Source organism: Novosphingobium ginsenosidimutans (genome assembly GCF_007954425.1).
GTDB classification, from domain to species: domain Bacteria; phylum Pseudomonadota; class Alphaproteobacteria; order Sphingomonadales; family Sphingomonadaceae; genus Novosphingobium; species Novosphingobium ginsenosidimutans.
Map to the genome: position 1 here is coordinate 793,218 of NZ_CP042345.1, position 24,910 is coordinate 818,127.

The window sequence follows — 24,910 nt, forward strand, 5'->3', positions numbered from 1 at the left end:
CTTGCCAGGAGAGCGACGATGACAGCCACAGCAGCCTGGGGCGCGACTGCCCCCGATTCCGGTATCAACGCCCTGACCATCGATCGCCGGGCGCTGCGCGACGAGGACGTGGCGATCGACATTGCCTTCTGCGGGGTTTGCCATTCCGATCTCCACGTCGCGCGCAACGATTGGGGCCGGACGACCTATCCCTTCGTACCCGGGCACGAGATTGTCGGCACGGTCAGCGCGGTCGGCGCTGGCGTCACCCGCTTCAAGGTGGGGGACCGGGTCGCCGTCGGCACCGTGGTCGATTCCTGCCGCAAGTGCGATGCCTGCCACGATGGCGAGGAGAACTATTGCCGCGAGGGGACCACTGGCACTTACAACAGCCACGACCGGATCGACGGCACCCCGACCTATGGCGGCTATTCGGCCAATATCGTCGTGGCCGAACCCTATGTCCTGCGCCTGCCCGAAAGCCTCGACATGGCCGCCGCCGCCCCGCTGCTATGCGCCGGGATCACCACCTATAGTCCGCTGAAGAACTGGAACGTCGGCCCCGGTAGCCGGGTCGGCGTGATCGGCCTCGGCGGCCTTGGCCATATGGGCGTGAAGTTCGCCAAGGCGCTGGGGGCGGAGGTGACGATGATCACCACCAGTCCGGCCAAGGGCGAGGACGCGAAGAAGCTGGGGGCCGATCACGTGCTGGTATCGACCGACAAGGAGGCGATGCGCGCAGCCGCCCGCTCGTTTGATTTCCTGCTCGATACGATCCCGGTCAAGCACGACCTGACCCGCTACCTGTTCCTGCTCGACCGCAAGGGCACACTGTGTATCGTCGGCATGATCGAGCCGGTCGAACCGTTCCATTCCGGCCTGCTGCTGGGCGGGCAGAAGGCCGTTGCCGGATCGGGCGTCGGCGGGATCGCCCAGACCCAGGAAATGCTCGATCTCTGCGCCGAGAAGGGCATCCTGGCGGAGATCGAGGTGATCCCGATCGCCGAGATCAACCGCGCCTATGAGCGGATGGAAAAGGCCGACGTAAAGTACCGCTTCGTTATCGACATGAGCACGCTATGACCCACACTGTTGACCTCTACTGGTCGTTCCGTTCGCCTTACTCCTATATCGTTGTGCCCAAGCTGATCGAGCTGGAGCGCGACTGGGACGCGCAGGTCAATGTTCGCCCCGTCCTGCCCATTGCCGTGCGCCAGCCGGACTTTTTCGCCCAGGCTGACCCGCTGTGGTTCAGCTACCTGATGCGCGACTGCGTGCGCAGCGCCGAATTTGCCGGGCTGACCCTGCGCTGGCCGCGGCCTGATCCGGTTGTCATGGACTATGCCACGCGGACCTATCCCAAGGAGCAGCCCTATATCCACCGCCTGACCCGCCTTGGCGTGCTGGCGGCGGAACGGGGCAAGGGCCTGCCGGTGCTGCGGGCAATCAGCCACCTGATCTGGTCGGGTGAGACCGACGGCTGGCACGAAGGTGACCACCTTGCCAAGGCCCTGGCCAGCGCCGGCTGCGATCTGGCCGAGATGGATGCAGCGCAGGAAGCGGAGGCCGAGCGGCTTGACGCAGTGATCAAGCAGAACGAGGCCGACCAGCGACTGGGCGGACACTATGGTGTGCCGCTGATGGTCTATCAGGGTGAACCTTTCTTCGGCCAGGACCGCTATGACCAGCTGGTCTGGCGGATGGAGCAGCAGGGGATGGCGCGGCGCTAGGCCCGCCGCGCCGGGGCGCGGGAAAAGCTCCAGCCCTCGGGCAAGGGCCGTGCCACAAGGTTGCCGATCGAGGCCGGCTGACGCGCCACCAGGCGCTCGAACAGCCGGGCCACAGCGCTGCCGCGCGGGATCTCGCCATCCAGTTCGGTGATGATCCGGGCCATCACCCTGAGCGCGATCGCGCGCGGGGCCTGCGGACGATAGACCAGCCCTAGCGGCGCGCGGGTCACGCAGTCCTGCCATTCGCGAACGGTGGCCCAGTCCAGCGCGGCATCGGCATCGGCAAGATGCGCGGCGCTGGCGGCCAGGGCCGGGACATCGATCCAATCGGCCTCGACCAGCGCCTTGCGCAGCCGCACCCGATCGAACCGGTCATCGCGGTTCGAGGGGTCATCCGCCGCAACCAGGCCCGCTGCCATAACCACCTGGCTCAATTCAAAACGCCGCCAGCCGAGCAGCGGGCGCACCAGCGGCAGCCGTGTCCCCGGGACCTGGCCGCGCGCCCGGACGCCGGCGAGCCCCGCCACCCCGCTGCCCCGGTTTAGCCGCAGCAGCAGCGTTTCTGCCTGATCATCGGCATGGTGCGCCGTCGCCAGCGTGGCGATCGACTGCAGCCCCATCCACTCCGCGAGCGCGGCATAGCGCGCGGCGCGGGCCTCGGCCTGGATATTGCCTTCAGCCAGGGTCACCGGCAAAGTCGCATGCGGCACGCCCAGCCGAGTGCACAAGGCCGCGACCATCGCGGCCTCATCGGCATTGGCAGGGCGCAGCCCATGATCGACGGTGGCCACGGCGATCCGCCCGGGCAGTGCAGCATGGGCCAGAAGCAGCAGCGCGATACTGTCAGGCCCGCCGGAAACGGCGAGGCCCAGGGTCCCCTCGCCCGGCCACAGCGGAGCAATGTCCGACGCGAAACGGGCGGTCAGGCTGACTGACAGCTCAATCGCACTTGAGCCCGGCGCGGGTGGCATCATACTGCCCTTTCAGGCGGCCAGCGGCTTCGTTGGGGAACTCGTCAACGAACTGGGCCAGCGCGATGCAGGCACGCGCGGTGTCCTTCTGGCGCTTGGTCGCCTCGGCCAAGAACAGCACGCTGTCAGCCGCGCGGTCGCGGAACTGCTTATCCTTGTAGTTTTCCAGGAACCACTTCTGCGCCTCATCCGGCTTGCCTTCGTCAAGGAGCGCGCGTCCCAGCAGGTTGCGCGCGAACGAGCGGCGCTGGTGACGCGGGTACTTTTCCAGGAACAGCTTAAGTTGCTGCTGCGCCTCGGGATAGAACTTGGCTTCCCACAGGCGGAAGCCATAGGAGTATTCGTCATCCCCCACGTCGGCAGTCTTGGGCTTTTCGATCGCGCGGACAGCGGCAAGTCGCGCAGCCGATGGCACGGCCGGCTTTGCAGTGGCGGTCGGCTTGGTCGCAGCCGGCTTGGTCGCGGCCGGCTTTGGCGTTGGGGTGGCGGCTGCAGTCGGCACGGTGGCAGTCGGCACTGCAACAGTCGGCTTGGGGGCCGAGGCGCCGCCAGTCATCGCTGCCAGGTTGCCGCTGGTGGTCGCACCATTGGTGGCGGTTACAGCTGCAGGCGCTGAGGAAACCTCCGCCGGCACGGCCGCGACCGAAGCCGGTGCTGCCGGGGTCAGCGCTGCAACCTTGGCCTCCAGCTGAGCCAATTTGTTGCCGCCTTCCTCTTGCTGGGCGGTCAGGCGGGCAAGCTGCGCCTCGATCGCATCGACGCGGACCAGCAGATCGGCCACCGGGGTTGAGGCCGGAGTGCCGCTAGCGGCCGTGGTCGGCTGACCGGGCTGTGTCAGCGGCGCAAAGAACTTGCCATCGCCGCCGGGGAACACCTGCCGCTGCAGCGCGCGCACTTCGGCTTCCAACTTGCGGATCCGCGCCTCGGCGTTGGGATCAGTAGCATTGCTTTGCGCGATAACTGGCGCGGCAAGTGCAACGGCGAGTGCGGCCAACAGCGGGCGGTGCATCGCGGCGAAGGTCTTCATGTACCTCTTCCCATCAAACGAGCGGCTTTGCGACAAAAGCCGGCATTTCTGCCGGTGGGTTCGATTTGCATAGCCGTGCTGAATTAACCCTGTCGAGGGCGTCAGCCCTGAGTATCCGCAGTTCCGGTGCCTGCTGGCGGAGCTGAAGCCGGCGCAGCAACCGGGTTGGCGACAGCGGCACCCGGCGCCTCGGTCCGCGGTTCGGCGACCGGGCGGCTCTCGCGCCGCGGCGGGTTGGCCGCGCTGGTGGTTACCGGTGCCGGGCTCGCAAGCGGAGCCGCCACTGGCCCGGTCCCTCGCGCCAGCAGGGCAGCAGCAGTTACGGGCACGTCGCGCATGGTCTGTTCGCGATCCGACAACGGGGGCACGATGCGGCCGGCAATGGTCACCGCCAGACCATCGGGTCGGGCCGTGGTCAGGGTGACTGCCCCGGCATTCTCCGGCACGGTCCAGCTTTCACCCAGCGCCAGGACCTTTTGCAGCAGTTGCTGACCGTTGCCATCGGCAAAGCGCACCCAGACCTGATCGCGCGTTGCAGTGAATACCACCGGACCGTTGGCCGGCGCTGGAGCCGGTGCCGCCACCGGCGCGGCGGCGCTGGGCGTTGCGCTTGGCAGGATCGAAGGCAGCGAGCCGCCCGGGGCATAGAGATTGGGCCAGACCAGGAACCCGACCAGCATGACCACCGCCAGACCGGCTGCGGCATACCAGGCCACCCGCCGGCCGGGCAGGCGTGCAGGATCGCCGGGTTCGAAGGCTGGCACGGTCCGGCGGGCATGATCGGGGTCGAGCCGGGCCAGTTCTTCGCGCACCAGATCGATCACGGCCGCGCTGTCGAGGCCAACCGCCTTGGCGTAAGTCCGGGTAAAGCCAACTGCATAGGCGCGCGATGGCAGCGCGGCAAAATTGCCCGCCTCGATCGCCGCGAGCTGCCGTTCGGAGATCTTGGTGACCTTGGAGATATCGGCCAGCGACTTGCCCGCCGCCTGGCGCGCGCGTGTCAGCTGCGCTCCGGCGCTTTCCAGAGGCAATTCAGCCTCTTGCTGTTCATCATCAATCATTACGACCCCGGCAGCAGTACTGTCTTTTGCGATCTGTGCCCCGCGAAGGGGACCATCCCGCTTTGCTGCCCCAAGTCAACGGAAATTGCTTGGCCCGGAATAAAGAGAGCGACAGTCTGGCGGCTATCTGCGGCAAGCCGGGGACAGCGCTGCCCTAGTCACAGTCAATACCGCGCTGCTGGGCCCAATCGACCAGCGCCTGGCGCAGTGAAGGCGGTGGGGCCATCAGCCAGCCGTTCATCGCCTTGCCGATCTCGTCCAGATCAATCTTGCGGACCAGCTCCTTGATCGGGCCGACGCTCGCCGGGGTGATCGAGAGGCGGCGGATGCCGATCCCGAGCAGAGCCAGCGCCTCGAGCCGGCGCCCGCCCATTTCGCCGCAGACGGTAACGTCGACACTGTGCCCGGCCACACCCTGGATCACGCGCTTCAGGAAGCGCAGGATCGCCGGGCTCAGCCAGTCATAGCGCTCGGCCAGCTTGGGATTGGCGCGATCGGCGGCGAATAGGAACTGGGTCAGGTCATTGGTGCCGATCGAGAGGAACGACAGCTTGGGGGCCAGCACGTCAAGCTGTTCGGCCAGCGCCGGCACTTCCAGCATCGCGCCATAGCGGATCGCTTCGGGCAGCAGCTTCTTCTGGGTCTTGAGGTAGGCCAGCTGGCTTTCGAACACCTCGCGCGCGGCATCGAACTCCCAGGGTTCGGTGACCATCGGGAACATGACGTTAAGCGTCCGCCCCCCGGCCGCTTCGAGCAGCGAACGCGCCTGGACCTTGAGCAGCCCGCCGCGTTCCAGCGCTACGCGCAGCGCGCGCCAGCCCATCGCCGGGTTCTCTTCGCTCTCGCCGTCGTTGTGGCGCAGGTACGGAAGGACCTTATCGCCGCCGATGTCGACCGTGCGGAATACCACCGGCTTGTCGCCAGCCGCGTCCAGCACGTCGCGATAGAGCCGGGTCTGGCGTTCGCGCGCGGGCAGGGTGGCGGAAACCAGGAACTGGAACTCGGTACGGAACAGCCCGATCCCGTCGGCGCCAGTCAGCGCCAGCCCCGGCATATCGTCGCGCAGGCCGGCATTCATCATCACCGTGATGCGCGTGCCACAGCGGGTGAAGGGCTCCACGTCGCGCAGCTTGGCATAGGCTGCCTGGCGCTCCTTGCTTTTGGCAAAGCGCGCTTCGAAGGCATCGACCACGGCCGGTTGCGGCCGCGCCGTGACGTGCCCGGCATCGGCATCGAGCAGCAGCAGATCGCCCTCGCGGATCGCGCCGCGCAGCGATCGCACCCGGCCCAGCACCGGAATACCCATCGCCCGCGCCACGATCACCACGTGCGCGGTGAGCGAGCCTTCCTCCAGCACCACGCCCTTCAGGCGGCGCTTGTCATATTCAAGCAGCTCAGCCGGACCAAGATTGCGGGCGATCAGGATCGCGTCCTGCTTCAGTCCCATGGTCGCCGCCGTGCCCATCTGGCCCGAGACAATCCGCAGCAGGCGGTTGGAGAGATCCTCCAGGTCGTGCATCCGGTCGGCCAGCAGCGGATCGTCGATCTGCCGCATCCGCATCCGGGTGCGCTGCTGAACCCGCTCGATCGCGGCCTCGGCGGTCAGCCCGCTGTCAATCGCCTCGATGATCCGGCGGCTCCAGCCTTCGTCGTAAGCGAACATCTTGTAGGTCTCGAGCACTTCCTCGTGCTCGCCGCCCACGCCGAATTCGGCCTGGCTGGCCATCCGGTCAATCTGTTCGCGCATCTTGTCAAAGGCGAGGTAGACGCGGCTCAGCTCGGCATCGCGGTCCTCGGCCATGACATGTTCGATCGTGATCCGCGGCTGGTGGAACACTGCCGCGCCGATTGCCAGCCCTTTGACCAGCGCCAGGCCGGGCAGGCGTTGCGGCCCGGTCAGTGCCGGGCTGAGCAGGGCCTCTTCCTCGTCAACCAGGCCGGCGTTGGCGATCACTTCGGACAGCACCATCGCGACGGTCTGGAGCGCCTCGATCTCGACCTCTTCATAACGGCGCGGCTCGGCATGCTGGACGCAGAGCACGCCCACTGCCCGCTCGCGCCGGACGATCGGCACCCCCGCAAAGGAGTGGAACTTTTCCTCGCCCGTTTCGGGGCGATAGGAGAAGTCCGGGTGGGCCGTCGCTTCGGCCAGGTTGAGCATCTCGGTGTTCTGGGCGATCGTGCCGACCAGTCCTTCCCCCACGGCCATGCGGGTGACATGGACCGCCTCTTGCGCCAGGCCGCGCGTGGCGAACAGTTCCAGCATCCCTTCGCGCAGCAGGTAGACCGAGCAGACCTCGCTATCGAGGCCCTCGCCGATCACTTCGACCACGGTGTTGAGCTTCGCCTGGGCATGGCTGCGCGACGCCATGACATCGTGCAGGCGCGTCAGGATCGTGCGGGCGGCCGAGGCGGCGGAAGCAGGCATGACGCAGTGCTAGCCCAAACTGCACGCCAAGCAAACGCGCGGCGATGTCCCGCAACCGTATTTCCTGCGAACAGGCCCATTCAGCCATGCTGTCGCTGGCAACAGTTGCGGCACATTGATCGCGTTCCGCTGGCCCACCGGGCTTCTTTCCGGCCACGCTGACCGGCGGCGGGCCAAACCGCCACCGATCGCGTGCGAGGGCAGATTGGGCTAGATGTGCGCCAGCTCTTCCTTGATGCGCAGCTTGCGACGCTTGAGTTGCTGGATCATCGCAAGGTCAGGCAAGGGTCGGTTCAGCTCATCCTGGATCTGCCGTTCAAGGCCGGCGTGCTTGAGCTGCAAGGCACTGACATGCGACGTTTCCATTGGCGATACTCCTCCGTATGCCCCCAGGGGGCAGGACCATCTTCCGGACCGAGATCGCTTTCCCGACTCGGTAGCCGTCGGGGGTCACTGCAATTGTCATGGAAGCATATTAAGCCTATCTTGCGAAGCACTCAGTTGAGGCACTTGCGGCAGGGCGCATCCCCGCCGCGCCTGGCCGGGTAAAGGGAGGTATTGGTGAGCGAAGAGGAGCTGAAGAAGCGGCTGGAAATGCTGCGGATCGAGCACCGCGACTTGGACGCGGCGATCGATGCGCTAAGCAGCGCCGGCGGCACCGACCAGCTCCAGATCGCGCGCCTCAAGAAGCGCAAGCTGCGCCTCAAGGACCAGATCGCGATGCTGGAGGATTACCTGATCCCCGACATCATTGCGTGACCCGTCGCCAGCAAACGAAAGCGTCCCCCGTCGGGACAGTGCAGAATTGCGCACCAAAACGATATTAATTGACGGTGACAAACGCGAGACACCGGAGTTACGCGGGCAGTCATGGGTTCGCCAACGAACATAAACCCGCGGATCGTGGAAGGCCTGTACTGCGAGGCTCTGGTTCTGTCGGACGAGGTGCGCCAAGCCTTTAGCCTGTCGGGCCGGCTTGAGGCTGTCAGCGGCTACGAAGATGCCGCGACCATCGCCCTGTCGTGTGAGGCATTGCGCACGACCACCAGGATGATGCATTCGGTCGCCTGGCTGCTGAACCATCGTGCCTTTTTCAATGGCGAGCTCTCGGAATTCCAGCTTCATCGCTATGGCAAGCTGGTCGACCATCCCGAAAGCGATCCGGCCCGGCTGGCCCTGATCGAACCTGAAACGCGGTCGCTGATCGAGGCGACCGAACGGTTCCATGCGCGCCTGAAGCGGATCGACGCGAGCTGGCGCGAACGCGATCCCAATGCCCCCAGCGCGGTTGCCGCGCTGCGCGAGCGCCTGACCCGCAGCGCGCGGGGCTAAATCAAGTTGCCAGCAACGCGCGGTCCCAGGCAGCGCGCCGCTCCGCACCGGGCTCATTCCCCGGCATGAACCGCTGAATCGCGCCGCGCATGGCCGCGGCGGCATCGCCCAACGAGCCATGCAGGCCAACCCCGACCGCTGCCAGCATTGCCGCCCCCAATGCCGTCGTCTCGACAAATTCCGGCCGCTCGACCGGCACGCGCAGCACGTCGGCCAGGTCCTGCGCCATCCAGTCGTTGGCGCTCATCCCGCCATCGATCCTGAGTGCGGTCCAACCGGCGCCATCGGCAGCGAAGGCTGCGGCAAGGTCCGCCGTCTGCATCGCCATGGCTTCCAGCGCCGCGCGGGCAACATGGGCCCGGGTGGTCGAAAAGCTCATGCCGGTGATCGCCGCACGGGCATCTGGCCGCCAGTGCGGGGCGCCAAGGCCGGATAGCGCCGGCACGATCGTCACCCCGCCGCTGTCCGGCACGGAACGCGCCAGCGCCTCGGTCTCGGGCGCCGAGGCAATGATGCCCAGGCTGTCGCGCAGCCACTGGACCAGGCTGCCGGCGACGAAAACCGAGCCTTCGAGCGCATAGGTCCGAGTGCCGCCGAGCTGGCACAGCACGGTGCCGAGCAGCCGGTGGCCCGAGCGCGGCACTTCCTGCCCCATGTTGGCCAGGACGAAAGCCCCGGTGCCATAAGTCGCCTTGGTCTCGCCGGGGTTGAGGCAACCCTGGCCGATCGTCGCACTCTGCTGATCGCCAACCAGGCCGGCAATCGGGATCGCCGCGCCGAACAGGTCGCGGGTGGTGGCCGCAAACCGCCCGGCGTTGTCGACCACCTCGGGCAGCGCGGCTTGCGGCACACCGAACAGGTCGCAGAGGCCCGCGTCCCAAGTGCTTCCCGCGAGCGGCAGCAACAGCGTGCGGCTGGCGTTGCTGGCGTCGGTAACGTGGGCGCCGCCCGACAGCTTCCAGGTCAGCCAGGATTCGACCGTCCCCAGCGCCAGCCGCCCGGCTGCTGCTGCTTCCGCCACGGCCGGTACATGCTGGACCACCCAGCGCATCTTGGTGCCCGAGAAATAGGGATCGAGCAGCAGCCCGGTCGCCGCCTGGACCACCGGTTCCTGCCCGGCATCACGCAGGTTTGCGCAGAAATCGGCAGTGCGGCGATCCTGCCAGACCAGCGCATTGTGCAGCGGCTGGCCCGTGGTCTTGTCCCAGGCCACGACCGTTTCGCGCTGGTTGGTGATTCCGATCGCGGCGACGTGGGCGGCCCCACCGGCCGCCTCGACCACCTGGCGCGCGCAGGCCAGGGTCTTGTCCCAGATCTCGGCGGCGTCATGTTCGACCCACCCCGGCTGCGGATAGTACTGGGTCAGCTCCTGCTGCGCGACGCCCTTGAGCGCCCCATCTGGGCTGAACAGCATTGCGCGGGTCGAAGTGGTGCCGGCGTCGAGGACAAGGATCAGATCGGTCATGCTCTCTCACACAAATCCCCCTCCCGCCTGCGGGAGGGGTCAGGGGAGGGTCTGTCAGGTGTGCCCTCCTGCTTGCCTAACATGCCCTCCCCCGACCCCTCCCGCAAGCGGGAGGGGAGAACAAGGGTCGACACCTGCGGGTCGAATGCCCATATCCCCCACGATGGACATTCCCGCCAAGCCTTGGCCGACCGGCCTTTCGGAGCAATGCGAACCGCTGGTGCGGCGCGTGCTAGCGCCCAACCCTTCGCCCTATACCTTCACCGGTACGCAGACCTATATCGTCGGCGCGGGCAGCGAGGTGGCTGTGATCGATCCCGGCCCGGCCGATGGCAGCATCGGCAGCGAGCCGAGCCCGTTCAAGGGAGCGGACACTAACGGCGTCGGTCATGTCGAAGCGATCCTGGCGGCCGTTGGCGCAGCAAAGATCACCGCGATCCTTTGCACCCACACCCACCGCGACCATTCCCCCGCCGCCGCTCCGCTCAAGGCGCTGACCGGCGCGCCGATCATCGGCTGTGCGCCGCTGAGCCTCAACGATGACGGACCGCGTGCCGACTCTGCATTCGATCATAGCTATGCGCCCGACCGCATCCTTGCCGATGGCGAGCGGATCAGCGGCCCCGACTGGACGATCGAGGCGGTGGCCACCCCCGGCCATACCAGCAACCACCTGTGCTACAGCCTGGTAGAAAGCAGGGCGCTGTTCACCGGCGATCATGTCATGGCCTGGTCGACCAGCGTGGTCTCGCCGCCCGATGGCGATATGAGCGCCTATATGGCGAGCCTGCAGAAGCTCTATGACCGCGATGACACGCGGCTTTACCCGGCGCATGGTCCGGCAGTCGACAAGCCGCGCCAGCTGGTGCGCGGGATGCTGGGCCACCGCCGCAGCCGCGAAGCGCAGATCGTAAAGCTGCTGGCCACCGGACCGCAGCAGATCCCGGCGATGGTTGCGGTGATGTACAAGGGGCTCGACCCGCGGCTGACCGGCGCGGCGGGCCGCTCGGTCCTGGCACACCTGGTCGATCTGGAGCGGCAGGGGCGCGTTACTTGCGAGGACGAGACATGGCGGATGGCGAGCTGACCGAACTGGCGCGCAAGACCCCGTCCTGGCTGCCGCTGGGGTTGATCCTCGCGAACTTGGCGCTTGGTGCATGGCTGCTGTGGCGCGCATTCGGACCCTCGCCCTATGGCGATCCGCTGGCAACCAGCTTGGCTGCATTCGAGAAAGCCAACCGCTTGACGGTGTTTTCGGCGCAGCTTGCCCCGGTGGTCGCGTCGGACGACGAGCGCCTGCTGGGCCTGCTTACCAGCCGCCAGATCGCGGTGATCCCGGCCAGGGTCGACTACACGCTCGACCTCTCCAAAATGACCCGCGCCAGCATGGCCTGGGACGAGGCCGCTCAGCGGCTGACCGTCACCCTGCCGCCGCTCACCGTCTCGCGCCCCAACCTCGATGAAGGCCGCGCCCAGTACCTGCGCGAAGGCGTGTGGATCACCCGCACCGCCCAGGATGACCTGACCCGCGCCAACACCAAACTGGCTGAGCAGCAGGCGGTCCAGCAGGCGGCCAACCCGGTGCTGATGAACCTGGCCCGCGCCGCCGCCAAGGATGCCGTGCGGCAGAACCTTTCGGCGCCCTTGCAAGTCAGCGGTCACCCAGCGGCAACGGTCGTCGTGCGGTTTGCAGGCGAAGCGCAGCAGTAAACTCACACCCGTCACCCCGGGCTTGACCCGGGGTCCCGCTGACCTTCCCGAGCGAGCAAAAAAGCGGGACCCCGGATCAAGTCCGGGGTGACGACGCCTTGTAGGGCCTCTTCCCCCTCCTGCCATTCCGTGGCAAACTGCCCCGCAGTTGGTCGCGCGACATGGATGGGGAGAATTCCATGGCTACTGCTGCCGCAACATATGACGAGCCCGCGAAGGGCGAACGCTTCTTCAGTACCCTGGCGATCATCATGGCGCTGACCGTGGTGCTGGGCTTTTCGGTTCAGTTCCTGGCCGGACGATCGACCTTTGCCTCGCCGCTCAGAGTCCACGCCCACGCTGTCCTGTTCATGGGCTGGGTGGCAATCTTCGTCACGCAAAGCTGGCTCGCCACACGCGGGCCAATCGCCCTGCACCGCACACTTGGCTGGCTGGCGCTGTTCTGGATCGCGGCGATGATGGCGGCGGCGATGGTGGTGATCGTGGCCATGACCCGCAACGCCACTGTGCCGTTCTTCTTTCAGCCGCAGCACTTCCTCTTCGCCGATCCGCTGACGCTGATCTGCTTTATCGCGCTGACGGCCTTCGCAGTAAGCAAGCGCCGCGAGACGGACTGGCACGCGCGCCTGCACATCTGCGCCATGACCCTGCTGACCGGACCGGCCTTTGGCCGCCTGCTGCCGATGCCGCTGCTGATTCCCTATGCCTTCGAAGCGGCAGGCCTGGCGACTACCGTGTTCCTGATTGCCGGCATGATCCGCGATTGGCGGGTCAGCAAGGCAATCCACCCGGCCTGGTGGTTCGGCTTTGCCGGCCTCGCCGTCAATCTGGTCGGCGCCCAGCTGCTGGCCCACTCGGCGATCGGCAACGCAGTCTATGAAGCGGTTGTCGCGGGCTATCCGGGCGAACATGTCGCCGGGCTGGAATTCCCGCCGCCGCCGGATAGCACCTTGCGCACGGGGCGCGGACCCGCCACTTAGGCGGGTATGACAGCACAGCCCACGAACCTCGCCGGAATCGACGTCCGCGCCGAAATCGAACGCCTGCGCAAGGAGCGCAACGCGGTGATCCTGGCGCATTATTACCAGAAGCCTGAAATCCAGGACCTGGCGGACTTCGTGGGGGACAGCCTGGAGCTGTCGAAAAAGGCTGCGGCAACCGATGCCGATGTGATCGCCTTCTGCGGGGTCAAGTTCATGGCCGATACGGCCAAGATCCTGAGCCCGCAGAAGATCGTGATCCTGCCCGATCTCGACGCCGGATGCTCTCTTGAGGATTCGTGCCCGCCCGAGAAGTTCAAGGCTTTCCGCGAGGCGCACCCCGATCACATTGCGCTGACCTATATCAACTGCTCGACCGAGGTGAAGGCGCTGTCCGACGTGATCGTCACCAGTTCCAGCGCCGAAACGATCCTTGCCCAGATTCCGCCCGAGCAGAAGATCATCTTCGGGCCGGACCGGCACCTTGGCGGCTATCTCAATCGCAAGTTCGGGCGCGATATGCTGCTCTGGCCGGGGGTCTGCATCGTCCATGAGGCATTCAGCGAAACCGAGCTGCTCAAGCTCAAGGCCCAGCACCCCGGTGCGCCGATTGCCGCCCACCCCGAATGCCCACCGACCATCGTTGACCACGCTGACTATGTCGGTTCGACCAGCGGCATCCTGCAGTTCGCCAAGACCTTCCCCGGCGATACCCTGATCGTCGCGACCGAGCCGCACATCATCCACCAGATGCAGCTGGCGATCCCCGAAAAGACCTTCATCGGCGCCCCTGGGGCCGACGGGAACTGCAACTGCAACATCTGCCCCTACATGGCGCTCAATACGCTCGAGAAGCTCTACGTCGCCCTGCGCGACCTCCAGCCGCAGATCGAGATCGAAGAGTCCTTGCGCCTCGCCGCCAAGAAGAGCCTCGACGCCATGCTGGCGATGGCCAGCGGCACTGTGGGCAAGGGCGATCTGGGGCCCGCCTGACCCCTAATCCGTTATCCCGAGCAGCCGCTTCGCCAGCACTAGGTGCGGGCGGTCGATCATTTTGCCGTCGATCTGCAGCGTCCCGGCATTGGGCTGGGCGGCAAAGGCGGCGATCACCGCGCGGGCGTGGACCAGCTCTTCCTCGCTCGGCGTGAAGGCGGCGTTGATCACCGGGACCTGCGCCGGGTGGATCGCCAGCATCCCGCCAAAGCCATCGGCGCGGGCTTCCTCGGCCAGGCGCTTGAGGCCTTCGAGGTCGGCAAAATCGGCGTGGAGCGTATCGAGCGGCAGCACGCCCTTGGCGTGGGCCGTCAGCAGCGTCTGGACACGGACATAGCGGAAGGCATCGGTCCAGCGGCCAGCAGCATCATACTTGCGCGCAGCACCGATCGCGGCGGAGAGGTCTTCTCCGCCCCAGACCAGCCCGTGGAGGCGCGGCAGCGATGCCGTGGCATAGCTGGGAATTGTGATCGCGGCTTCAGCTGTCTCGCTGACCAAGGCCAGGATTCGGGTCGAGCCAGAAGCGATGCCGCAGCGCCCCTCAAGCTCGTAGAGTTCTGCCGCAAGGGTCTGGATCGATTCCGGCCCGGCCGACTTGGGCAGCATGATGCCGTCCGGCGCCCCGGGCATGACCGCGGCCAGATCATCGCGCCACATCTGGCTGTCGAGCGCGTTGATCCGCACCCAGCGCCCGAATGGGGCCACGTGCCGCTGGCGGGCAAACCAGGCGCAGGCCAGCTGCCGGGCCTGGTTCTTGTTGGCGATGGCGACCGAGTCCTCAAGATCGACGATAATCACGTCGGCCCCGGTATCGGCCGCCTTGCCCAGCTTCTTCTCGCTGTCACCCGGAACGAACAGCCACGACCTTTGCTGCATGGTTGCGTCCCTTTCCGGCTCAGGCCGCCGCAGCTTCTGCCAGCGTCGGATAGTCCGTGTAGCCGGCCGGTCCGGGCAGGTACCACGACTTGGGCACATCGACATTGGGCGCCCATTCGGCCCCGACCCGGATGCGTTCGGCCAGATCCGGGTTGGAGATATAGGGCCGGCCAAAGCTGATCGCGTCGCAGACCCCGCTCGCCACTTCGGCGGCGGCGCTGGCGGCGGTGTAATCGCTATTGAGCACCATCGGCCCCTTGTAGATCGTGCGCAGGTGCGCGCCCTGCTTGGGCACTTCGGTCGCGCCGAAGGTCCCATCCGGCCCCGGCTGGCGCAGCTCGAGGAAGCCCACGTCCAGGTCCTGCAGCACCTTGGCCGCCGCGCCGAAGGTCTCAGCCGGCGTGGCATCGTCACACCCTTGCGTCTCGCCATTGGGCGAAAGCCGGATCGAAACACGGCCTGCGCCCCAGACATCGATCAGCCGCTCCAGCACTTCGCGCATCAGCCGCACGCGATTTTCAGGCGAGCCACCGTAATCATCCTCGCGCAGGTTGGACGAGCTGCGGATGAACTGGTCGATCAGGTAGCCATTGGCGCCGTGGAGTTGGACCCCGTCAAACCCGGCGGCCTTGGCATTGGCCGCAGCCTTGCCATAGTCATCGACGATCCGGGCGATGTCATCGAGCGTCGCGGCGCGGGCCTGTTCATAGGGCTTGCGACCGGTCGGGGTATGCGCATGGTCCGGCGCCGTGGTGGCCGAGGCCGAGACCGGCGGCTGCCCGCCGAGGAAATCCGGGTGGACCAGCCGGCCCATGTGCCACAGCTGCAGGATGATCCGTCCGCCAGCCTTGTGCACGGCCTCAGTCGTCAGCTTCCAGCCCTCGGTCTGGGCTTCGCTCCATACGCCGGGCGCGGCGGGCCAACCCAGCCCCTCGACCGAAATGCCGGTCGCTTCGGAAATGATCAGGCCGGCGCCGGCGCGCTGGCGGTAGTACTCAGCGATCAGTGCATTGGGGACCGAGCCCGGGTCCGAGCGGCCGCGCGTCAGCGGGGCCATCAGGATGCGATTGGGGCATTGAATCGCGCCGAGCGAAACCGGCTGGAACAGAGCGTCGTGCATTAGAATCCTCCGCGGGAATTTGGCACCATTTCGTTTTGCATTCTTAACCGAGCGGCTAAGGCATCCCGATGAGCAAGGCAATGGGCGCGGCAACCGGGAGCACGAAGGTCTGGCATTTTGCCGCCCTGCTTGGCGGCAATGTCGCGCTGGCGCTGGGGCCGCTGTGGGTGCGGCTGGCCGATAGCGGCCCGGTTTCGGCCGGGTTCTGGCGGCTGGCGCTCGCCGTGCCGTTCTTCGTCCTGCTCGCCCGCATGAACCGCCAGCCGCTGACCGGTGCGCCGCGCGCTGTACTGTGGGGCGTGCTGGCCGGCGGGGTGTTCTTCGCGCTCGACCTTTCAAGCTGGCACCTGGGGATCGAGCTGACCCGCCTCGGCAATGCGACGCTGTTCGGCAATGCCGGATCGATCCTGATCGCCGCCTGGGGCCTGATCGCGCTGCGCCGCTGGCCGCACACACCCGAATGGCTGGCCTTTGCCGCGGCGATCATCGGTTCGGCCGTGCTGCTGGGGCGCAGCCTGCAGATCGATCACACCACCCTGATCGGCGATCTGCTCTGCCTGCTGGCGGGCTTCCTCTACACCTTCTACATCCTGCTCGCACAGCGCGGACGGGCGGTGCTGGGCAGCTGGGCGCTGCTGTTCTGGTCCAGCCTGATCGGCCTGCCGGTGATGGCGGCAGGCGCGCTGCTGCTGGGTGAGCCGTTCTGGCCGACCAATTGGGGCCCGGTCATCGCCCTTTCCATCACCAGCCAGCTGATCGGGCAGGGGCTGCTGGTCTATGCCCTGCGCCATTTCCCGCCGCTGGTGATCGGCCTCGCTCTGCTGACCCAGCCGACGGTTTCCGTCGCGATCGGGTGGATCTGGTTCAACGAGGTGCTGGGGCCGCTTGATCTGCTCGGCATGGCGTTGGTTGCCGCCGGGCTGGTGCTGGCGCGGGTGGCGGAACGCCCTGCTGCCCCGCCGCTCGAGGGCGAAGAGCGCCCTTAGCCCGCGGGCGTTTCAGCCGGTTCCGGTGCGGTGGCCGGCGCTTCGGCAGTGGGCACTGCGGCGGCTTCGGTCGCGGTCGGATCAGCGGCCTTGGCCTTGCCATCCCCCTCGGGCCTGGGGGCCAGCGGGGCCTGGCTGCGAACCGTATCGAGCGGGATCATCGCGTCGCTGGCGCTGGCCGGCAGGATCTCGCCCGCGGCCTTGCCCGCACCTTCGTCCTTCTTGCCCGAACCGCAGGCGGCCAGCGCCAGGGCCAGGACCAGGATCGGCAGGTTACGCATGGCCATTCACTCCTGCGGACAAGGCCGTTCGAGCGCGGCCAGGAATTCCGGGGCGCGGGCGAGCAGCGCCGCATCCCAAGTCGGCATATCCACCGCATGGCCCAGCCGCGCAAGGCTGGTGACGCCGAACTCTTCGATCCCGCAGGGCACGATCCCGCCAAAGTGCGACAGGTCCGGGTCCAGGTTGACCGAAAAGCCGTGCATCGTGACCCAGCGCCGGATGCGGACGCCGATCGCGCCGATCTTGGCCTCGCGCCCGTCGATATCGCGGGTCCAGATGCCGATCCGGCCTTCGCTGCGCCAGGACTCCACGCCAAAGTCTGCCAGGGTCGCGATGACCCAGCCTTCCATCGCGTGGACAAAGCCGCGCACGTCGCGCGCCCGGCGCTTGAGGTCGAGCAGGACATAGCCGACCCGCTGCCCTGGACCGTGATAGGTATAACGCCCGCCGCGCCCGGCCTCGACCACTTCGAAGCGCGGATCGAGCAGTTCGTCCGCTGCGGCGCTGGTGCCGGCGGTGTAGACCGGCGGATGTTCGAGCAGCCAGACCAGTTCGTCCGCAGTGCCTTCGGCAATCGCGGCGTTGCGCGCGGTCATGAAATCGAGCGCGTGGCGATAGGGCACCTGCGCCTCATCGCGGCGCCATTCGATCGAGGCAGGGAGGTCCTGAATCATCGCCAAGTTGCGTGGCGGCAATCGCTGCTGTTATCAAGGGGCAACAACCAAGGAGAGCAAGCGATGCGGTTTGACAGCAACCGGGCCTGGCAAGAGGCCACTGCGCTGGTATCGGCCAACCGTGACGTGCTCTGGGCACTGGCCGGGGTCTTCCTGGTCCTGCCCAGCTTTGCCGTCGGGATCCTCGCCCCGCCGCCTGAACCTCCTGCCGGGGTGGACAGCGACAAGCTGATGGCCATGCTCTCCGCCTATTACAACAGCGCCTGGCCGTGGCTGCTGGGCATGGCGGTGTGCCAGGTGATCGGTACGCTGGCGATGTTGGCACTATACACCGACCGCACCCGCCCCACCGTCGCCGAGGCACTGAAGCTGGCGCTGCGCGGTGCGCTGCCCGTGATCCTGGCGCAGATCCTGGCAGGCATGGCCTTTGCCGGGGTCGCGCTGGTGCTGATCTCGCTTGCCGCGATGACCGGTTCCCAGGCTTTCGCGGGGCTGACGCTTACGCTGTGCCTGGTGGCATTGATCTATGTGATCGTGCGCATCTCGCTCGTTGCCCCGGTCGTGATGGTCGATGGGGAGCGCAATCCCGTTATCGCGCTGAAGCGCTCGTGGGCCCTCACCCGCGGCAATGCCGGACGGCTGCTGCTGTTCTATGCTCTGCTGCTGATCGGCTTCGGCATCGTGATCCTGCTGGTCGGCGGGCTGGCCGACCTGCTGCTGCGGCTGGTGCTGGGGATGGAATTGGGCACGGCGCTGGGCACGCTGATCTCGGCGGCTTTGCAGGCCGTGATGGCGATCTTCTTCATGGCGGTCTACGCTTCGACCCACCGCCAGCTCGCCCGCCCGGAAGCACCGGCGGCGGTCATCCCGATCGAATAGGTTAGTCCTTCCAACCCCAGAACAGCTTGCAGGGCAGCACGTTCAGCGGCTCGAAATCGGCGTCGATCCGGGTGAAGTGCCGCGCCATGAAGTCGCGCGCCTTGGCGCTGAACTGATAGACCAGGAAGGCCCCGCCCGGCCGCAGCACGCGGTGAGTGGCGGCTGCAATCGCCGGGCCAACGCCATCGGGCAGGGTCGAGAACGGCAAGCCCGAAAGAACATAGTCGGCATGATCGAAGCCGTGGGCGTGGACGATATCCTCCACGTCGGCCGCCGATCCCAGCACCGGGATGAAGCGACTGTCGGCAATCGTGGCCTTCAGGTAATCGATATAGAGCGGGTTGGTATCGATCACGATCAGCCGCCCGTCGCGGGGCAGTCGGTCCAGCACGGGCCGGCAAAAGGTGCCGACGCCGGGGCCGTATTCGACGAACAGCTTGCACTCATCCCATTTTACCGGGCCAAGCATCCGCGCGATGGTAAAGCGCGACGAGGGGATGATCGAACCGACCATCACCGGATGCTCGATAAAGCCTTGCAAGAAGACCCCCCAGGGGCCCATCGCGCGCTTGATGCGACGCTTGATGCGGGCGGTAAGCGGCTGGCGAGCAAGCTCGGTCGAAGTCATGCGCGGGACGAAATCCTGTCTTGTCCGGATAGGACACCGCTTTCACAAATTTGCCCGGCCATTGCAAGGCGGTTGCGACCAACATAGGGGGAGAAGGCGATGACCACCCCCGCAACGCCCCCGACCAGTCCCACCGACGCCGTCACGGCAAGCCTGCCGCGCGGCCGCGTGGCGCTGCTGTTCACGGTCATGCTGGTGACCGCGGCCGGCAATACGGCGATGCAGTCGGTCATGCCCTCGATCGGCACGGCGCTGAAGGTCCACGATTTCTGGATCAGCCTGGCCTACACCTGGTCGGCATTGCTGTGGATGCTGTGCGCGCCGTTCTGGGCGCGGCGCAGCGACCGGCGCGGCCGCAAGGCGATGATGGCACTGGGGCTGACCGGCTTCATTTCCAGCTTCGGGCTGTGCGGCATGGCGCTGTGGCTGGGGCTCAACGGCTATCTCGGCGCGCTGGGCACCTTGCTGTTGTTTGCCGCCTGCCGCTCGCTTTACGGTGGGTTCGGTTCGGCTGCTCCGCCGGCGGTCCAGGCCTATGTCGCCAGCCGCACCAGCCGGGCCGAGCGGACCCAGGCGCTCTCGCTGATCTCCTCCAGTTTTGGGCTCGGCACGGTGCTGGGCCCGGCGCTGGCGCCGCTGCTTATCCTGCCCGGCCTGGGCCTGGTCAGCCCGTTCTTTGCCTTCACCCTGATCGCCGTGATCGTGCTGGTGACATTGCGACTGCGGCTGCCCGACGACGCCCCGGCCTATGCCGCGCGCGGCGAGGTGCTGGCCGCGCCGTTCAGCGCCAATTCGGATTCGCGCATGCGCGGCGAGAACGATGAGACCGATGACGGCACGCTGCCGCCCGAAGTCCCCGACCTCAAGTGGACCGACCGCCGGCTCCGCCCCTGGCTGATCGCCGGGCTGCTTGGCGGACACGCCCAGGCCATGGTGATGGGGATCGTCGGTTTCCTGATCCTTGACCGGTTGGGCCTGCGCGCAACGCCAATGGCGGGGGCCGGGCCAACCGGCCTGGTGCTGATGTCGGGCGCAATTGCCACGCTGCTGGCCCAGTGGGGGATCATCCCGCTGTGGAAACTTGGTCCGCGCGCTTCGGCGCTGTGGGGCGTGAGCCTCGCCGCAATGGGCGTCGCCCTGCTGGCCGTAGCGCAGGACCTTCACGCCATCACCCTTGGCACGGCCATCGCCTGCCTGGGCTTTGGCCTGTTTCGCCCCGGTTTCACGGCTGGCGCCTCGCTGGCCGTCAGCCGGGCAGAGCAGGGCCAGTCGGCGGGCATCGTCGCCTCGGTCAATGGTGCCGCCTATATCGTCGCGCCAGCGATCGGGGTCTGGCTCTATGGCCACTCGTCGTGGATCGGCTTTGCGGTGATCGAGCTGCTGTGCTTGACCGTGCTGGTACTCGGCATCAAGGGCCTTGGCCGCGACGAAGACCTGATCGAGCGGCGCTAAAGGATTTCCAGCACCTTGTCCTGCGGACGGCACAGGCGCACGCCCTTGTCGGTCTCCACCAAAGGTCGCTCGATCAGCCTGGGCGCTGCGGCCATCGCCGCCAGAACGGTGTCAGCATCGGCCGATGGCAAGCCGCGCTCTTCCGCATCGGTGCCGCGCAGCCGCAGGCCCTGTTGCGGGGTAATCCCGGCATCGCGGTAGAGCTGGGCGAGCTTGGCGGCGGTCGGCGGATTTACCAGGTACTCCACCACAGTCACTTCCACACCCGGCGTCTCTTGCAGGATCGCCAGCGTCTTGCGCGACGTGCCGCAGGCCGGGTTGTGCCAGATCGTTGCCTTCATGGTCGGGGTCCTTTGCGTTCACCCGGCTCCATAGCGAATACGACGAGCCGAGCAATTTGATCCTTGTCAATGCGAGCGATTCGCATTAGCGGCATTCTCGTTATTGCAAATCATTCGCAAGATGGGGATCTGATGAATACTACCGCGCGCCTTTCTCTGCTCGCTTCCACCGTCATGCCCGCTTTCACGCTGGCGGCGCCGGCGCAGGCAGAGCTGGCAGCTGAAGCCGCCGATGCTCCGGCGATCATCGTCTATGGCGTGCCGGATGGCTACGACATCGAAAAGACCCGCTCGGCCACCAAGACCGAGACCCCGCTGATCGACGTTCCGCAGACCGTAACGGTCCTGAGCCGCGAACAGCTCGACGATCAGGGCGTCGAATCGCTCAACGACGCGCTGCGCTATGTCCCGGGGGTAGTGCTGGGCCAGGGCGAAGGCCACCGTGACCAGATCACCCTGCGCGGCCAGAGCACCACGGCAGACTTTTTTCTCGATGGCCTGCGCGACGACGCGCAGTACTATCGCTCGCTCTACAATATCGACCGGATCGAGGTACTGAAGGGGGCCAATGCGCTGATCTTCGGGCGCGGGGGTGGCGGCGGGGTGATCAACCGCGTCTCCAAGGCACCGGAATTCACCAAGGCCCGCACTGACTTTGCTGGCGGCGTCGACAGCTTCGGCGGCTGGTCGCTGGCCGCCGACCTTGATCAGCCGCTGGGTGAAAGCTTTGCCGCGCGTCTCAACGCCACGTACGAAGACTTCGCCAATCACCGCGACTTCTATGACGGCCACTTTGTCGGGATCGCCCCGACCCTGGGCTGGAAGCTGGGCGAAGCGACCCGGCTGGTGCTGGGCTATGAATATGCCGACGATCAGCGCGTCACCGACCGCGGAGTACCCTCCTTCGCCGGCACCCCGCTCAAGGGTTATGACGATGCGCTGTTCGGCAGCCCGACCGCCAACGAAAGCTCGGTCCAGGCCCACATCGCCCGCGCCCGGCTCGATCACGATTTCAGCGATGCGCTGAGCGTCAACCTGACCGGCCAGTATGCCCATTACGACAAGTACTATGGCAACGTGTACGCGCGCTCCGCCGCCACCGCGACCACGGTCGAGCTGGAAGGGTACAACAGCGATACGATCCGCGAGAACTGGATGATCCAGGGCAACCTGGTCTGGAAGGGCGAGACCGCCGGGATCGGCCACCAGCTGCTGCTCGGCTTCGAGGCCAGCGACCAGCTGACCGATGCCAAGCGCAGCGAGGCCGCCTTCGGTGCGACAGCGGCGAGCCGGATCACGGTGCCTCTTGCAGAACGCCTGACTCTGCCGACCGTCACCTTCGGCGCCAGCAGCCGCTCCAGCCGGTCCAAGGTTCGCGCAGTCTCGGCCTATGTCCAGGATCAGATCGACCTGGGTGAGATCGTCAAGGTGGTGCTGGGTCTGCGCTATGACGATTTCCGCATCAGCTCGACCAACCGGGTCAATGGCTTTGCCGCCAGCCGCAGCGACGGCAAGTGGAGTCCGCGCGCGGGCCTGATCATCAAGCCGCGCGAAAATGTCTCGCTCTATGCGAGCTATGCCAAGAGCTTCCTGCCGCAGTCGGGCGATCAGTTCACCGTCCTTGACGCGACCACGGCCACGCTCGCCCCGGAAGAGTTCCGCAACCTCGAAGCCGGGGTGAAGTGGGACCTGACCGAGCGTCTCGCCTTCACCGCCGCACTGTTCCAGATCGATCGCACCAACACCCGCGCCAACGATCCGGTCACCGGCGTGGCCGTGCTGACCGGCAAGAGCCGCACCAAAGGCTTCGAACTGGCCATGGTCGGCCAGCTGACCAAGGGCCTGCAGGTAACGCTGGGCTATGCGCTGCAGGATGGCGATATCGTCTCCACCACGGCTGCGGCCCCGGCCGGGCGGACCCTGGCCCAGGTGCCGCGGCATCAGTTCTCGGCCTGGGGCCGCTATGACTTCACGGATCGCTTCGGCGTGGCCGTGGGCGCGGTGCGGCAGAGCCAGCAGTTCGCCACGATCAGCAATGCCGTGCGCCTGCCCGGCTTCACCCGGATCGACGCGGCGTTGTTTTACAAGGTTTCGGACGCGGTGCAGCTCCAGCTCAATGTCGAGAACCTGACCGACACCGACTATTTCCCCAATGCCCACACCGACAACAACATCAGCACCGGCGCTCCGCTCAATGCGCGGCTGGGGGTGAAGCTGCGGTTCTGATCAGCCAGTTTGCCCCCCTTCCGTCATTCCCGCTCTCGCGGTGATGACGGGTTCTGGTTAGTTCAAACTTGACAAATGAACCGTTTTGGTTCATAGACGCACCGACGGATGCCGGACGGGTTACGCGTGCCGCCTGCTTCCGTGCAGTGGCCGGTGCGATAAGGCACCGATCCCGGATCGTGGAACTGGACCTTTACGGTCCTGAACGCCAGGCGGCAGGGGAGCGAGCCCGTCCCGCCAGCGCCACTGACCGCAGGGCCGAGTGGATGGTTCTTGGCAGCGACCCCATCCGCCGTTCGCAACGATTGGCTGCAAGCCCCGCCCGATCGGCTTCACGGGTACATTCGCACCGGCCGCATCCGTCGTCCGCTTGCCCGTCAACGCAACCCCGCCGCAACCCGGCGGGCGCTGTGGTGCGCGCCGTTCCGGCGCTCAAGTCGCCTTAATCGCCGGCACCGCCCGCGCCGCATCCTCGGCCGAGGTGCCGGGGGCCGGCACCGGGTCAATCGTTTCGAGCCGCCGCAGCACGCGCCCCGCTTGCTGGATCGCCGCGACCAGCCGGGGATAGACCCCGCAGCGGCACAGGTTCGGCACTGCCGCCCTGATGTCTTCAGGCGAAGGGTCGGCATTGCGCGCCAGCAGCGCTGCGGCGGCAATGGCGATGCCCGGCGTGCAGAACCCGCACTGGATCGCCTGCTGCGCCACCAGCGCCTGCTGCACCGGGTGCGAGCGATCGGGCGAAAGCCCCTCAATCGTCGTCACCACCCGGCCCTCGGCCTCGGCCAGGCTCATCTGGCAAGACATCTTGGCCTCGCCATCGACCAGGACCATGCAAGCGCCGCAATCGCCCACCCCGCAGCCATATTTGGTTCCAGTGAGGTTGGCCGCATCGCGCAGCGCCCACAGCAGCGGGGTCTGTGGGTCCATGTCGAAGGCCAGCGGCCGTTCGTTGACTGTCAGGCTGGGCATTGCGGCGGGATCAGTCGCGCCAGCTGCGGTCGGTCCGGTCGATGATCCGCACCCAGGCATCGAAGTCGGCCTTGCCCGGCCCGCCCGGCAGGCGGACCTGGCCGACATCGCGCTGGTGCACGGCCACGACCTCATCGGGAATCATGACCGGCTTGCCCGCCGCCATCGTCGCCAGCTGAATCTCGCAGGCGCGCTGCAGCGACCAGTGCTGGATAAAGATCTCACCAATCGAGCGGCCCAGGATCACCGGGCCGTGGTTGCGCAGCATCAGGATGCGGTTGTTGCCCAGGTTGGCAAGCAGCCGCTCACCCTCTTCCTCGCGCACCGTCACGCCCTCGAAATCGTGATAGCTGAGCTTGCCGATGAAGTTGCAGGCATAGAAGTTCACCGGCTGGAGCCCACCTTCCATCGAGCACACCGCCATCGTCGCCGTGGTGTGGGTGTGGCAGATCGCATGGGCCCAATCGACATGGCGGTGGAAGTAGGCGTGCTGGGTGAAGCCGGCCTTGTTGACCGGAAAGGGACTGCCGTCGAGCGTGTTTCCGTCAATGTCGATCTTGACCAGGTTGCTGGCACAGACTTCCGAATAGTGCAGGCCATAGGGGTTGATCAGGAAGGCCCCGTCTTCGCCCGGCACCTTGAGCGAGATGTGGTTGTAGATCGATTCGCTCCAGCCCAGATGGTCGAACACGCGGTAGCAGGCCGCCAGTTCCTGCCGCGCCGCCCATTCGGCCTCGCTGCAATCGAGGTTGCGGGCATGCGCGTTCTTGATCGGGGTGGCCATCTGATCCCTCCGGTTGT

General features: G+C 66.6%; 26 protein-coding genes. 12 read left to right on the plus strand and 14 right to left on the minus strand.

What is annotated here, in order from left to right; genetic code table 11:
* Positions 1-18 precede the first annotated feature (18 nt).
* A complete protein-coding gene (locus FRF71_RS03975) occupies positions 19-1,062 on the plus strand; it encodes an NAD(P)-dependent alcohol dehydrogenase (RefSeq protein WP_147089342.1) in 1,044 nt (347 codons plus the stop codon).
* The gene (locus tag FRF71_RS03980; RefSeq protein ID WP_147089343.1) at positions 1,059-1,709 is read left to right on the plus strand and encodes a 2-hydroxychromene-2-carboxylate isomerase; all 651 of its coding nucleotides are present in this window, start codon (positions 1,059-1,061) and stop codon (positions 1,707-1,709) included. The genes FRF71_RS03975 and FRF71_RS03980 overlap by 4 nt, the downstream gene beginning before the upstream one ends.
* On the opposite strand, the gene tilS is transcribed toward FRF71_RS03980, so the two are convergent.
* The 5 genes from tilS to FRF71_RS04005 form a co-directional block, all read right to left on the minus strand.
* Positions 1,706-2,680, minus strand: a complete 975-nt coding sequence (gene tilS, locus FRF71_RS03985) for a tRNA lysidine(34) synthetase TilS (RefSeq protein ID WP_147089344.1) — start codon at positions 2,678-2,680, stop codon at positions 1,706-1,708. The two genes, FRF71_RS03980 and tilS, sit on opposite strands and share 4 nt — an antisense overlap.
* Positions 2,649-3,707, minus strand: a complete 1,059-nt coding sequence (locus tag FRF71_RS03990; protein ID WP_147089345.1) for a tetratricopeptide repeat protein — start codon at positions 3,705-3,707, stop codon at positions 2,649-2,651. Before FRF71_RS03990 ends, tilS begins: the two co-directional genes overlap by 32 nt.
* Positions 3,708-3,808: 101 nt before the next feature.
* Positions 3,809-4,768 (minus strand): helix-turn-helix domain-containing protein, encoded by a 960-nt coding sequence (locus FRF71_RS03995; RefSeq protein WP_147089346.1) that lies wholly within the window; start codon positions 4,766-4,768, stop codon positions 3,809-3,811.
* A 154-nt stretch (positions 4,769-4,922) separates the two neighbouring features.
* Complete coding sequence (ptsP, locus tag FRF71_RS04000; protein ID WP_147089347.1) at positions 4,923-7,196, minus strand: phosphoenolpyruvate--protein phosphotransferase; 2,274 nt, start codon at positions 7,194-7,196, stop codon at positions 4,923-4,925.
* A 210-nt stretch (positions 7,197-7,406) separates the two neighbouring features.
* Positions 7,407-7,562, minus strand: a complete 156-nt coding sequence (locus FRF71_RS04005) for a YdcH family protein (RefSeq protein ID WP_147089348.1) — start codon at positions 7,560-7,562, stop codon at positions 7,407-7,409.
* Between the two features lie 195 nt (positions 7,563-7,757).
* Here FRF71_RS04005 and FRF71_RS04010 point away from each other — a divergent pair, with 195 nt between their 5' ends.
* Entirely contained in the window at positions 7,758-7,955 is a 198-nt protein-coding gene (locus FRF71_RS04010) for a YdcH family protein (protein ID WP_147089349.1), read from the plus strand.
* A 111-nt stretch (positions 7,956-8,066) separates the two neighbouring features.
* The gene (locus tag FRF71_RS04015; RefSeq protein ID WP_147089350.1) at positions 8,067-8,528 is read left to right on the plus strand and encodes a DUF1465 family protein; all 462 of its coding nucleotides are present in this window, start codon (positions 8,067-8,069) and stop codon (positions 8,526-8,528) included.
* Between the two features lies 1 nt (position 8,529).
* Here FRF71_RS04015 and glpK read toward each other — a convergent pair whose 3' ends face one another.
* On the minus strand, positions 8,530-9,993 hold the full coding sequence (gene glpK, locus FRF71_RS04020; protein ID WP_147089351.1) for a glycerol kinase GlpK: 1,464 nt from the start codon (positions 9,991-9,993) through the stop codon (positions 8,530-8,532).
* A 163-nt stretch (positions 9,994-10,156) separates the two neighbouring features.
* Between glpK and FRF71_RS04025 the strand changes: the two genes are divergently transcribed.
* The 4 genes from FRF71_RS04025 to nadA all read left to right on the plus strand — a co-directional run bounded on the left by FRF71_RS04025 (position 10,157) and on the right by nadA (position 13,676).
* A complete protein-coding gene (locus FRF71_RS04025) occupies positions 10,157-11,080 on the plus strand; it encodes an MBL fold metallo-hydrolase (protein ID WP_147089352.1) in 924 nt (307 codons plus the stop codon).
* Positions 11,062-11,703 carry a DUF4230 domain-containing protein gene (locus FRF71_RS04030; protein WP_147089353.1) on the plus strand — a complete coding sequence of 214 codons (642 nt, stop codon included), beginning with the start codon at positions 11,062-11,064 and terminating at the stop codon, positions 11,701-11,703. The genes FRF71_RS04025 and FRF71_RS04030 overlap by 19 nt, the downstream gene beginning before the upstream one ends.
* A 179-nt stretch (positions 11,704-11,882) precedes the next feature.
* Entirely contained in the window at positions 11,883-12,683 is an 801-nt protein-coding gene (locus FRF71_RS04035) for a hypothetical protein (protein ID WP_192900029.1), read from the plus strand.
* Between the two features lie 6 nt (positions 12,684-12,689).
* Positions 12,690-13,676, plus strand: a complete 987-nt coding sequence (gene nadA / locus FRF71_RS04040; RefSeq protein WP_147089354.1) for a quinolinate synthase NadA — start codon at positions 12,690-12,692, stop codon at positions 13,674-13,676.
* Between the two features lie 3 nt (positions 13,677-13,679).
* Here the strand turns inward: nadA and FRF71_RS04045 are convergent, their stop codons facing one another.
* Positions 13,680-14,552: an HpcH/HpaI aldolase/citrate lyase family protein gene (locus FRF71_RS04045; RefSeq protein ID WP_147089355.1), complete on the minus strand. Its 873-nt coding sequence runs from the start codon at positions 14,550-14,552 to the stop codon at positions 13,680-13,682.
* 19 nt (positions 14,553-14,571) lie between these two features.
* Positions 14,572-15,672: an alkene reductase gene (locus tag FRF71_RS04050; RefSeq protein WP_147089356.1), complete on the minus strand. Its 1,101-nt coding sequence runs from the start codon at positions 15,670-15,672 to the stop codon at positions 14,572-14,574.
* A 68-nt stretch (positions 15,673-15,740) separates the two neighbouring features.
* On the opposite strand from FRF71_RS04050, the gene FRF71_RS04055 reads away from it, so the two are divergent.
* Positions 15,741-16,658 carry a DMT family transporter gene (locus tag FRF71_RS04055; protein WP_238339410.1) on the plus strand — a complete coding sequence of 306 codons (918 nt, stop codon included), beginning with the start codon at positions 15,741-15,743 and terminating at the stop codon, positions 16,656-16,658.
* Here the strand turns inward: FRF71_RS04055 and FRF71_RS04060 are convergent.
* Both FRF71_RS04060 and lipB read right to left on the minus strand, forming a co-directional pair.
* Positions 16,655-16,945: a hypothetical protein gene (locus FRF71_RS04060; protein ID WP_147089357.1), complete on the minus strand. Its 291-nt coding sequence runs from the start codon at positions 16,943-16,945 to the stop codon at positions 16,655-16,657. The genes FRF71_RS04055 and FRF71_RS04060 overlap by 4 nt on opposite strands.
* The gene (lipB, locus tag FRF71_RS04065) at positions 16,946-17,614 is read right to left on the minus strand and encodes a lipoyl(octanoyl) transferase LipB (RefSeq protein ID WP_147089358.1); all 669 of its coding nucleotides are present in this window, start codon (positions 17,612-17,614) and stop codon (positions 16,946-16,948) included.
* A gap of 63 nt (positions 17,615-17,677) precedes the next feature.
* On the opposite strand from lipB, the gene FRF71_RS04070 reads away from it, so the two are divergent.
* Complete coding sequence (locus tag FRF71_RS04070) at positions 17,678-18,493, plus strand: DUF7847 domain-containing protein (protein ID WP_147089359.1); 816 nt, start codon at positions 17,678-17,680, stop codon at positions 18,491-18,493.
* A 1-nt stretch (position 18,494) separates the two neighbouring features.
* Here FRF71_RS04070 and FRF71_RS04075 read toward each other — a convergent pair whose 3' ends face one another.
* Positions 18,495-19,121: a class I SAM-dependent methyltransferase gene (locus tag FRF71_RS04075; RefSeq protein ID WP_147089360.1), complete on the minus strand. Its 627-nt coding sequence runs from the start codon at positions 19,119-19,121 to the stop codon at positions 18,495-18,497.
* Between the two features lie 99 nt (positions 19,122-19,220).
* Here FRF71_RS04075 and FRF71_RS04080 point away from each other — a divergent pair, with 99 nt between their 5' ends.
* Positions 19,221-20,573 carry an MFS transporter gene (locus FRF71_RS04080; protein ID WP_192900030.1) on the plus strand — a complete coding sequence of 451 codons (1,353 nt, stop codon included), beginning with the start codon at positions 19,221-19,223 and terminating at the stop codon, positions 20,571-20,573.
* On the opposite strand, the gene FRF71_RS04085 is transcribed toward FRF71_RS04080, so the two are convergent.
* Positions 20,570-20,914, minus strand: a complete 345-nt coding sequence (locus tag FRF71_RS04085) for an arsenate reductase family protein (protein ID WP_147089361.1) — start codon at positions 20,912-20,914, stop codon at positions 20,570-20,572. The two genes, FRF71_RS04080 and FRF71_RS04085, sit on opposite strands and share 4 nt — an antisense overlap.
* Positions 20,915-21,046: 132 nt before the next feature.
* On the opposite strand from FRF71_RS04085, the gene FRF71_RS04090 reads away from it, so the two are divergent.
* A complete protein-coding gene (locus FRF71_RS04090; RefSeq protein ID WP_147089362.1) occupies positions 21,047-23,140 on the plus strand; it encodes a TonB-dependent receptor in 2,094 nt (697 codons plus the stop codon).
* Between the two features lie 432 nt (positions 23,141-23,572).
* Here FRF71_RS04090 and FRF71_RS04095 read toward each other — a convergent pair whose 3' ends face one another.
* Together FRF71_RS04095 and FRF71_RS04100 are read right to left on the minus strand one after the other, a co-directional pair.
* Positions 23,573-24,109, minus strand: coding sequence for a (2Fe-2S)-binding protein (locus FRF71_RS04095; protein ID WP_147089363.1), 537 nt, complete (start codon positions 24,107-24,109; stop codon positions 23,573-23,575).
* Between the two features lie 10 nt (positions 24,110-24,119).
* Positions 24,120-24,893 (minus strand): class II aldolase/adducin family protein, encoded by a 774-nt coding sequence (locus FRF71_RS04100; RefSeq protein WP_147089364.1) that lies wholly within the window; start codon positions 24,891-24,893, stop codon positions 24,120-24,122.
* Positions 24,894-24,910 lie beyond the last annotated feature (17 nt).

What these genes read in the sequence shown, in the direction of transcription:
- FRF71_RS03975 (WP_147089342.1), top strand. Translation starts at nt 19, where the DNA reads ATGACAGCCACAGCAGCCTGGGGCGCGACTGCCCCCGATTCCGGTATC.
- FRF71_RS03980 (WP_147089343.1), top strand. Translation starts at nt 1,059, where the DNA reads ATGACCCACACTGTTGACCTCTACTGGTCGTTCCGTTCGCCTTACTCC.
- tilS (WP_147089344.1), bottom strand. Translation starts at nt 2,680, where the DNA reads ATGCCACCCGCGCCGGGCTCAAGTGCGATTGAGCTGTCAGTCAGCCTG.
- FRF71_RS03990 (WP_147089345.1), bottom strand. Translation starts at nt 3,707, where the DNA reads ATGAAGACCTTCGCCGCGATGCACCGCCCGCTGTTGGCCGCACTCGCC.
- FRF71_RS03995 (WP_147089346.1), bottom strand. Translation starts at nt 4,768, where the DNA reads ATGATTGATGATGAACAGCAAGAGGCTGAATTGCCTCTGGAAAGCGCC.
- ptsP (WP_147089347.1), bottom strand. Translation starts at nt 7,196, where the DNA reads ATGCCTGCTTCCGCCGCCTCGGCCGCCCGCACGATCCTGACGCGCCTG.
- FRF71_RS04005 (WP_147089348.1), bottom strand. Translation starts at nt 7,562, where the DNA reads ATGGAAACGTCGCATGTCAGTGCCTTGCAGCTCAAGCACGCCGGCCTT.
- FRF71_RS04015 (WP_147089350.1), top strand. Translation starts at nt 8,067, where the DNA reads ATGGGTTCGCCAACGAACATAAACCCGCGGATCGTGGAAGGCCTGTAC.
- glpK (WP_147089351.1), bottom strand. Translation starts at nt 9,993, where the DNA reads ATGACCGATCTGATCCTTGTCCTCGACGCCGGCACCACTTCGACCCGC.
- FRF71_RS04025 (WP_147089352.1), top strand. Translation starts at nt 10,157, where the DNA reads ATGGACATTCCCGCCAAGCCTTGGCCGACCGGCCTTTCGGAGCAATGC.
- FRF71_RS04030 (WP_147089353.1), top strand. Translation starts at nt 11,062, where the DNA reads ATGGCGGATGGCGAGCTGACCGAACTGGCGCGCAAGACCCCGTCCTGG.
- FRF71_RS04035 (WP_192900029.1), top strand. Translation starts at nt 11,883, where the DNA reads ATGGCTACTGCTGCCGCAACATATGACGAGCCCGCGAAGGGCGAACGC.
- nadA (WP_147089354.1), top strand. Translation starts at nt 12,690, where the DNA reads ATGACAGCACAGCCCACGAACCTCGCCGGAATCGACGTCCGCGCCGAA.
- FRF71_RS04045 (WP_147089355.1), bottom strand. Translation starts at nt 14,552, where the DNA reads ATGCAGCAAAGGTCGTGGCTGTTCGTTCCGGGTGACAGCGAGAAGAAG.
- FRF71_RS04050 (WP_147089356.1), bottom strand. Translation starts at nt 15,672, where the DNA reads ATGCACGACGCTCTGTTCCAGCCGGTTTCGCTCGGCGCGATTCAATGC.
- FRF71_RS04055 (WP_238339410.1), top strand. Translation starts at nt 15,741, where the DNA reads ATGAGCAAGGCAATGGGCGCGGCAACCGGGAGCACGAAGGTCTGGCAT.
- FRF71_RS04060 (WP_147089357.1), bottom strand. Translation starts at nt 16,945, where the DNA reads ATGGCCATGCGTAACCTGCCGATCCTGGTCCTGGCCCTGGCGCTGGCC.
- lipB (WP_147089358.1), bottom strand. Translation starts at nt 17,614, where the DNA reads ATGATTCAGGACCTCCCTGCCTCGATCGAATGGCGCCGCGATGAGGCG.
- FRF71_RS04070 (WP_147089359.1), top strand. Translation starts at nt 17,678, where the DNA reads ATGCGGTTTGACAGCAACCGGGCCTGGCAAGAGGCCACTGCGCTGGTA.
- FRF71_RS04075 (WP_147089360.1), bottom strand. Translation starts at nt 19,121, where the DNA reads ATGACTTCGACCGAGCTTGCTCGCCAGCCGCTTACCGCCCGCATCAAG.
- FRF71_RS04080 (WP_192900030.1), top strand. Translation starts at nt 19,221, where the DNA reads ATGACCACCCCCGCAACGCCCCCGACCAGTCCCACCGACGCCGTCACG.
- FRF71_RS04085 (WP_147089361.1), bottom strand. Translation starts at nt 20,914, where the DNA reads ATGAAGGCAACGATCTGGCACAACCCGGCCTGCGGCACGTCGCGCAAG.
- FRF71_RS04090 (WP_147089362.1), top strand. Translation starts at nt 21,047, where the DNA reads ATGAATACTACCGCGCGCCTTTCTCTGCTCGCTTCCACCGTCATGCCC.
- FRF71_RS04095 (WP_147089363.1), bottom strand. Translation starts at nt 24,109, where the DNA reads ATGCCCAGCCTGACAGTCAACGAACGGCCGCTGGCCTTCGACATGGAC.
- FRF71_RS04100 (WP_147089364.1), bottom strand. Translation starts at nt 24,893, where the DNA reads ATGGCCACCCCGATCAAGAACGCGCATGCCCGCAACCTCGATTGCAGC.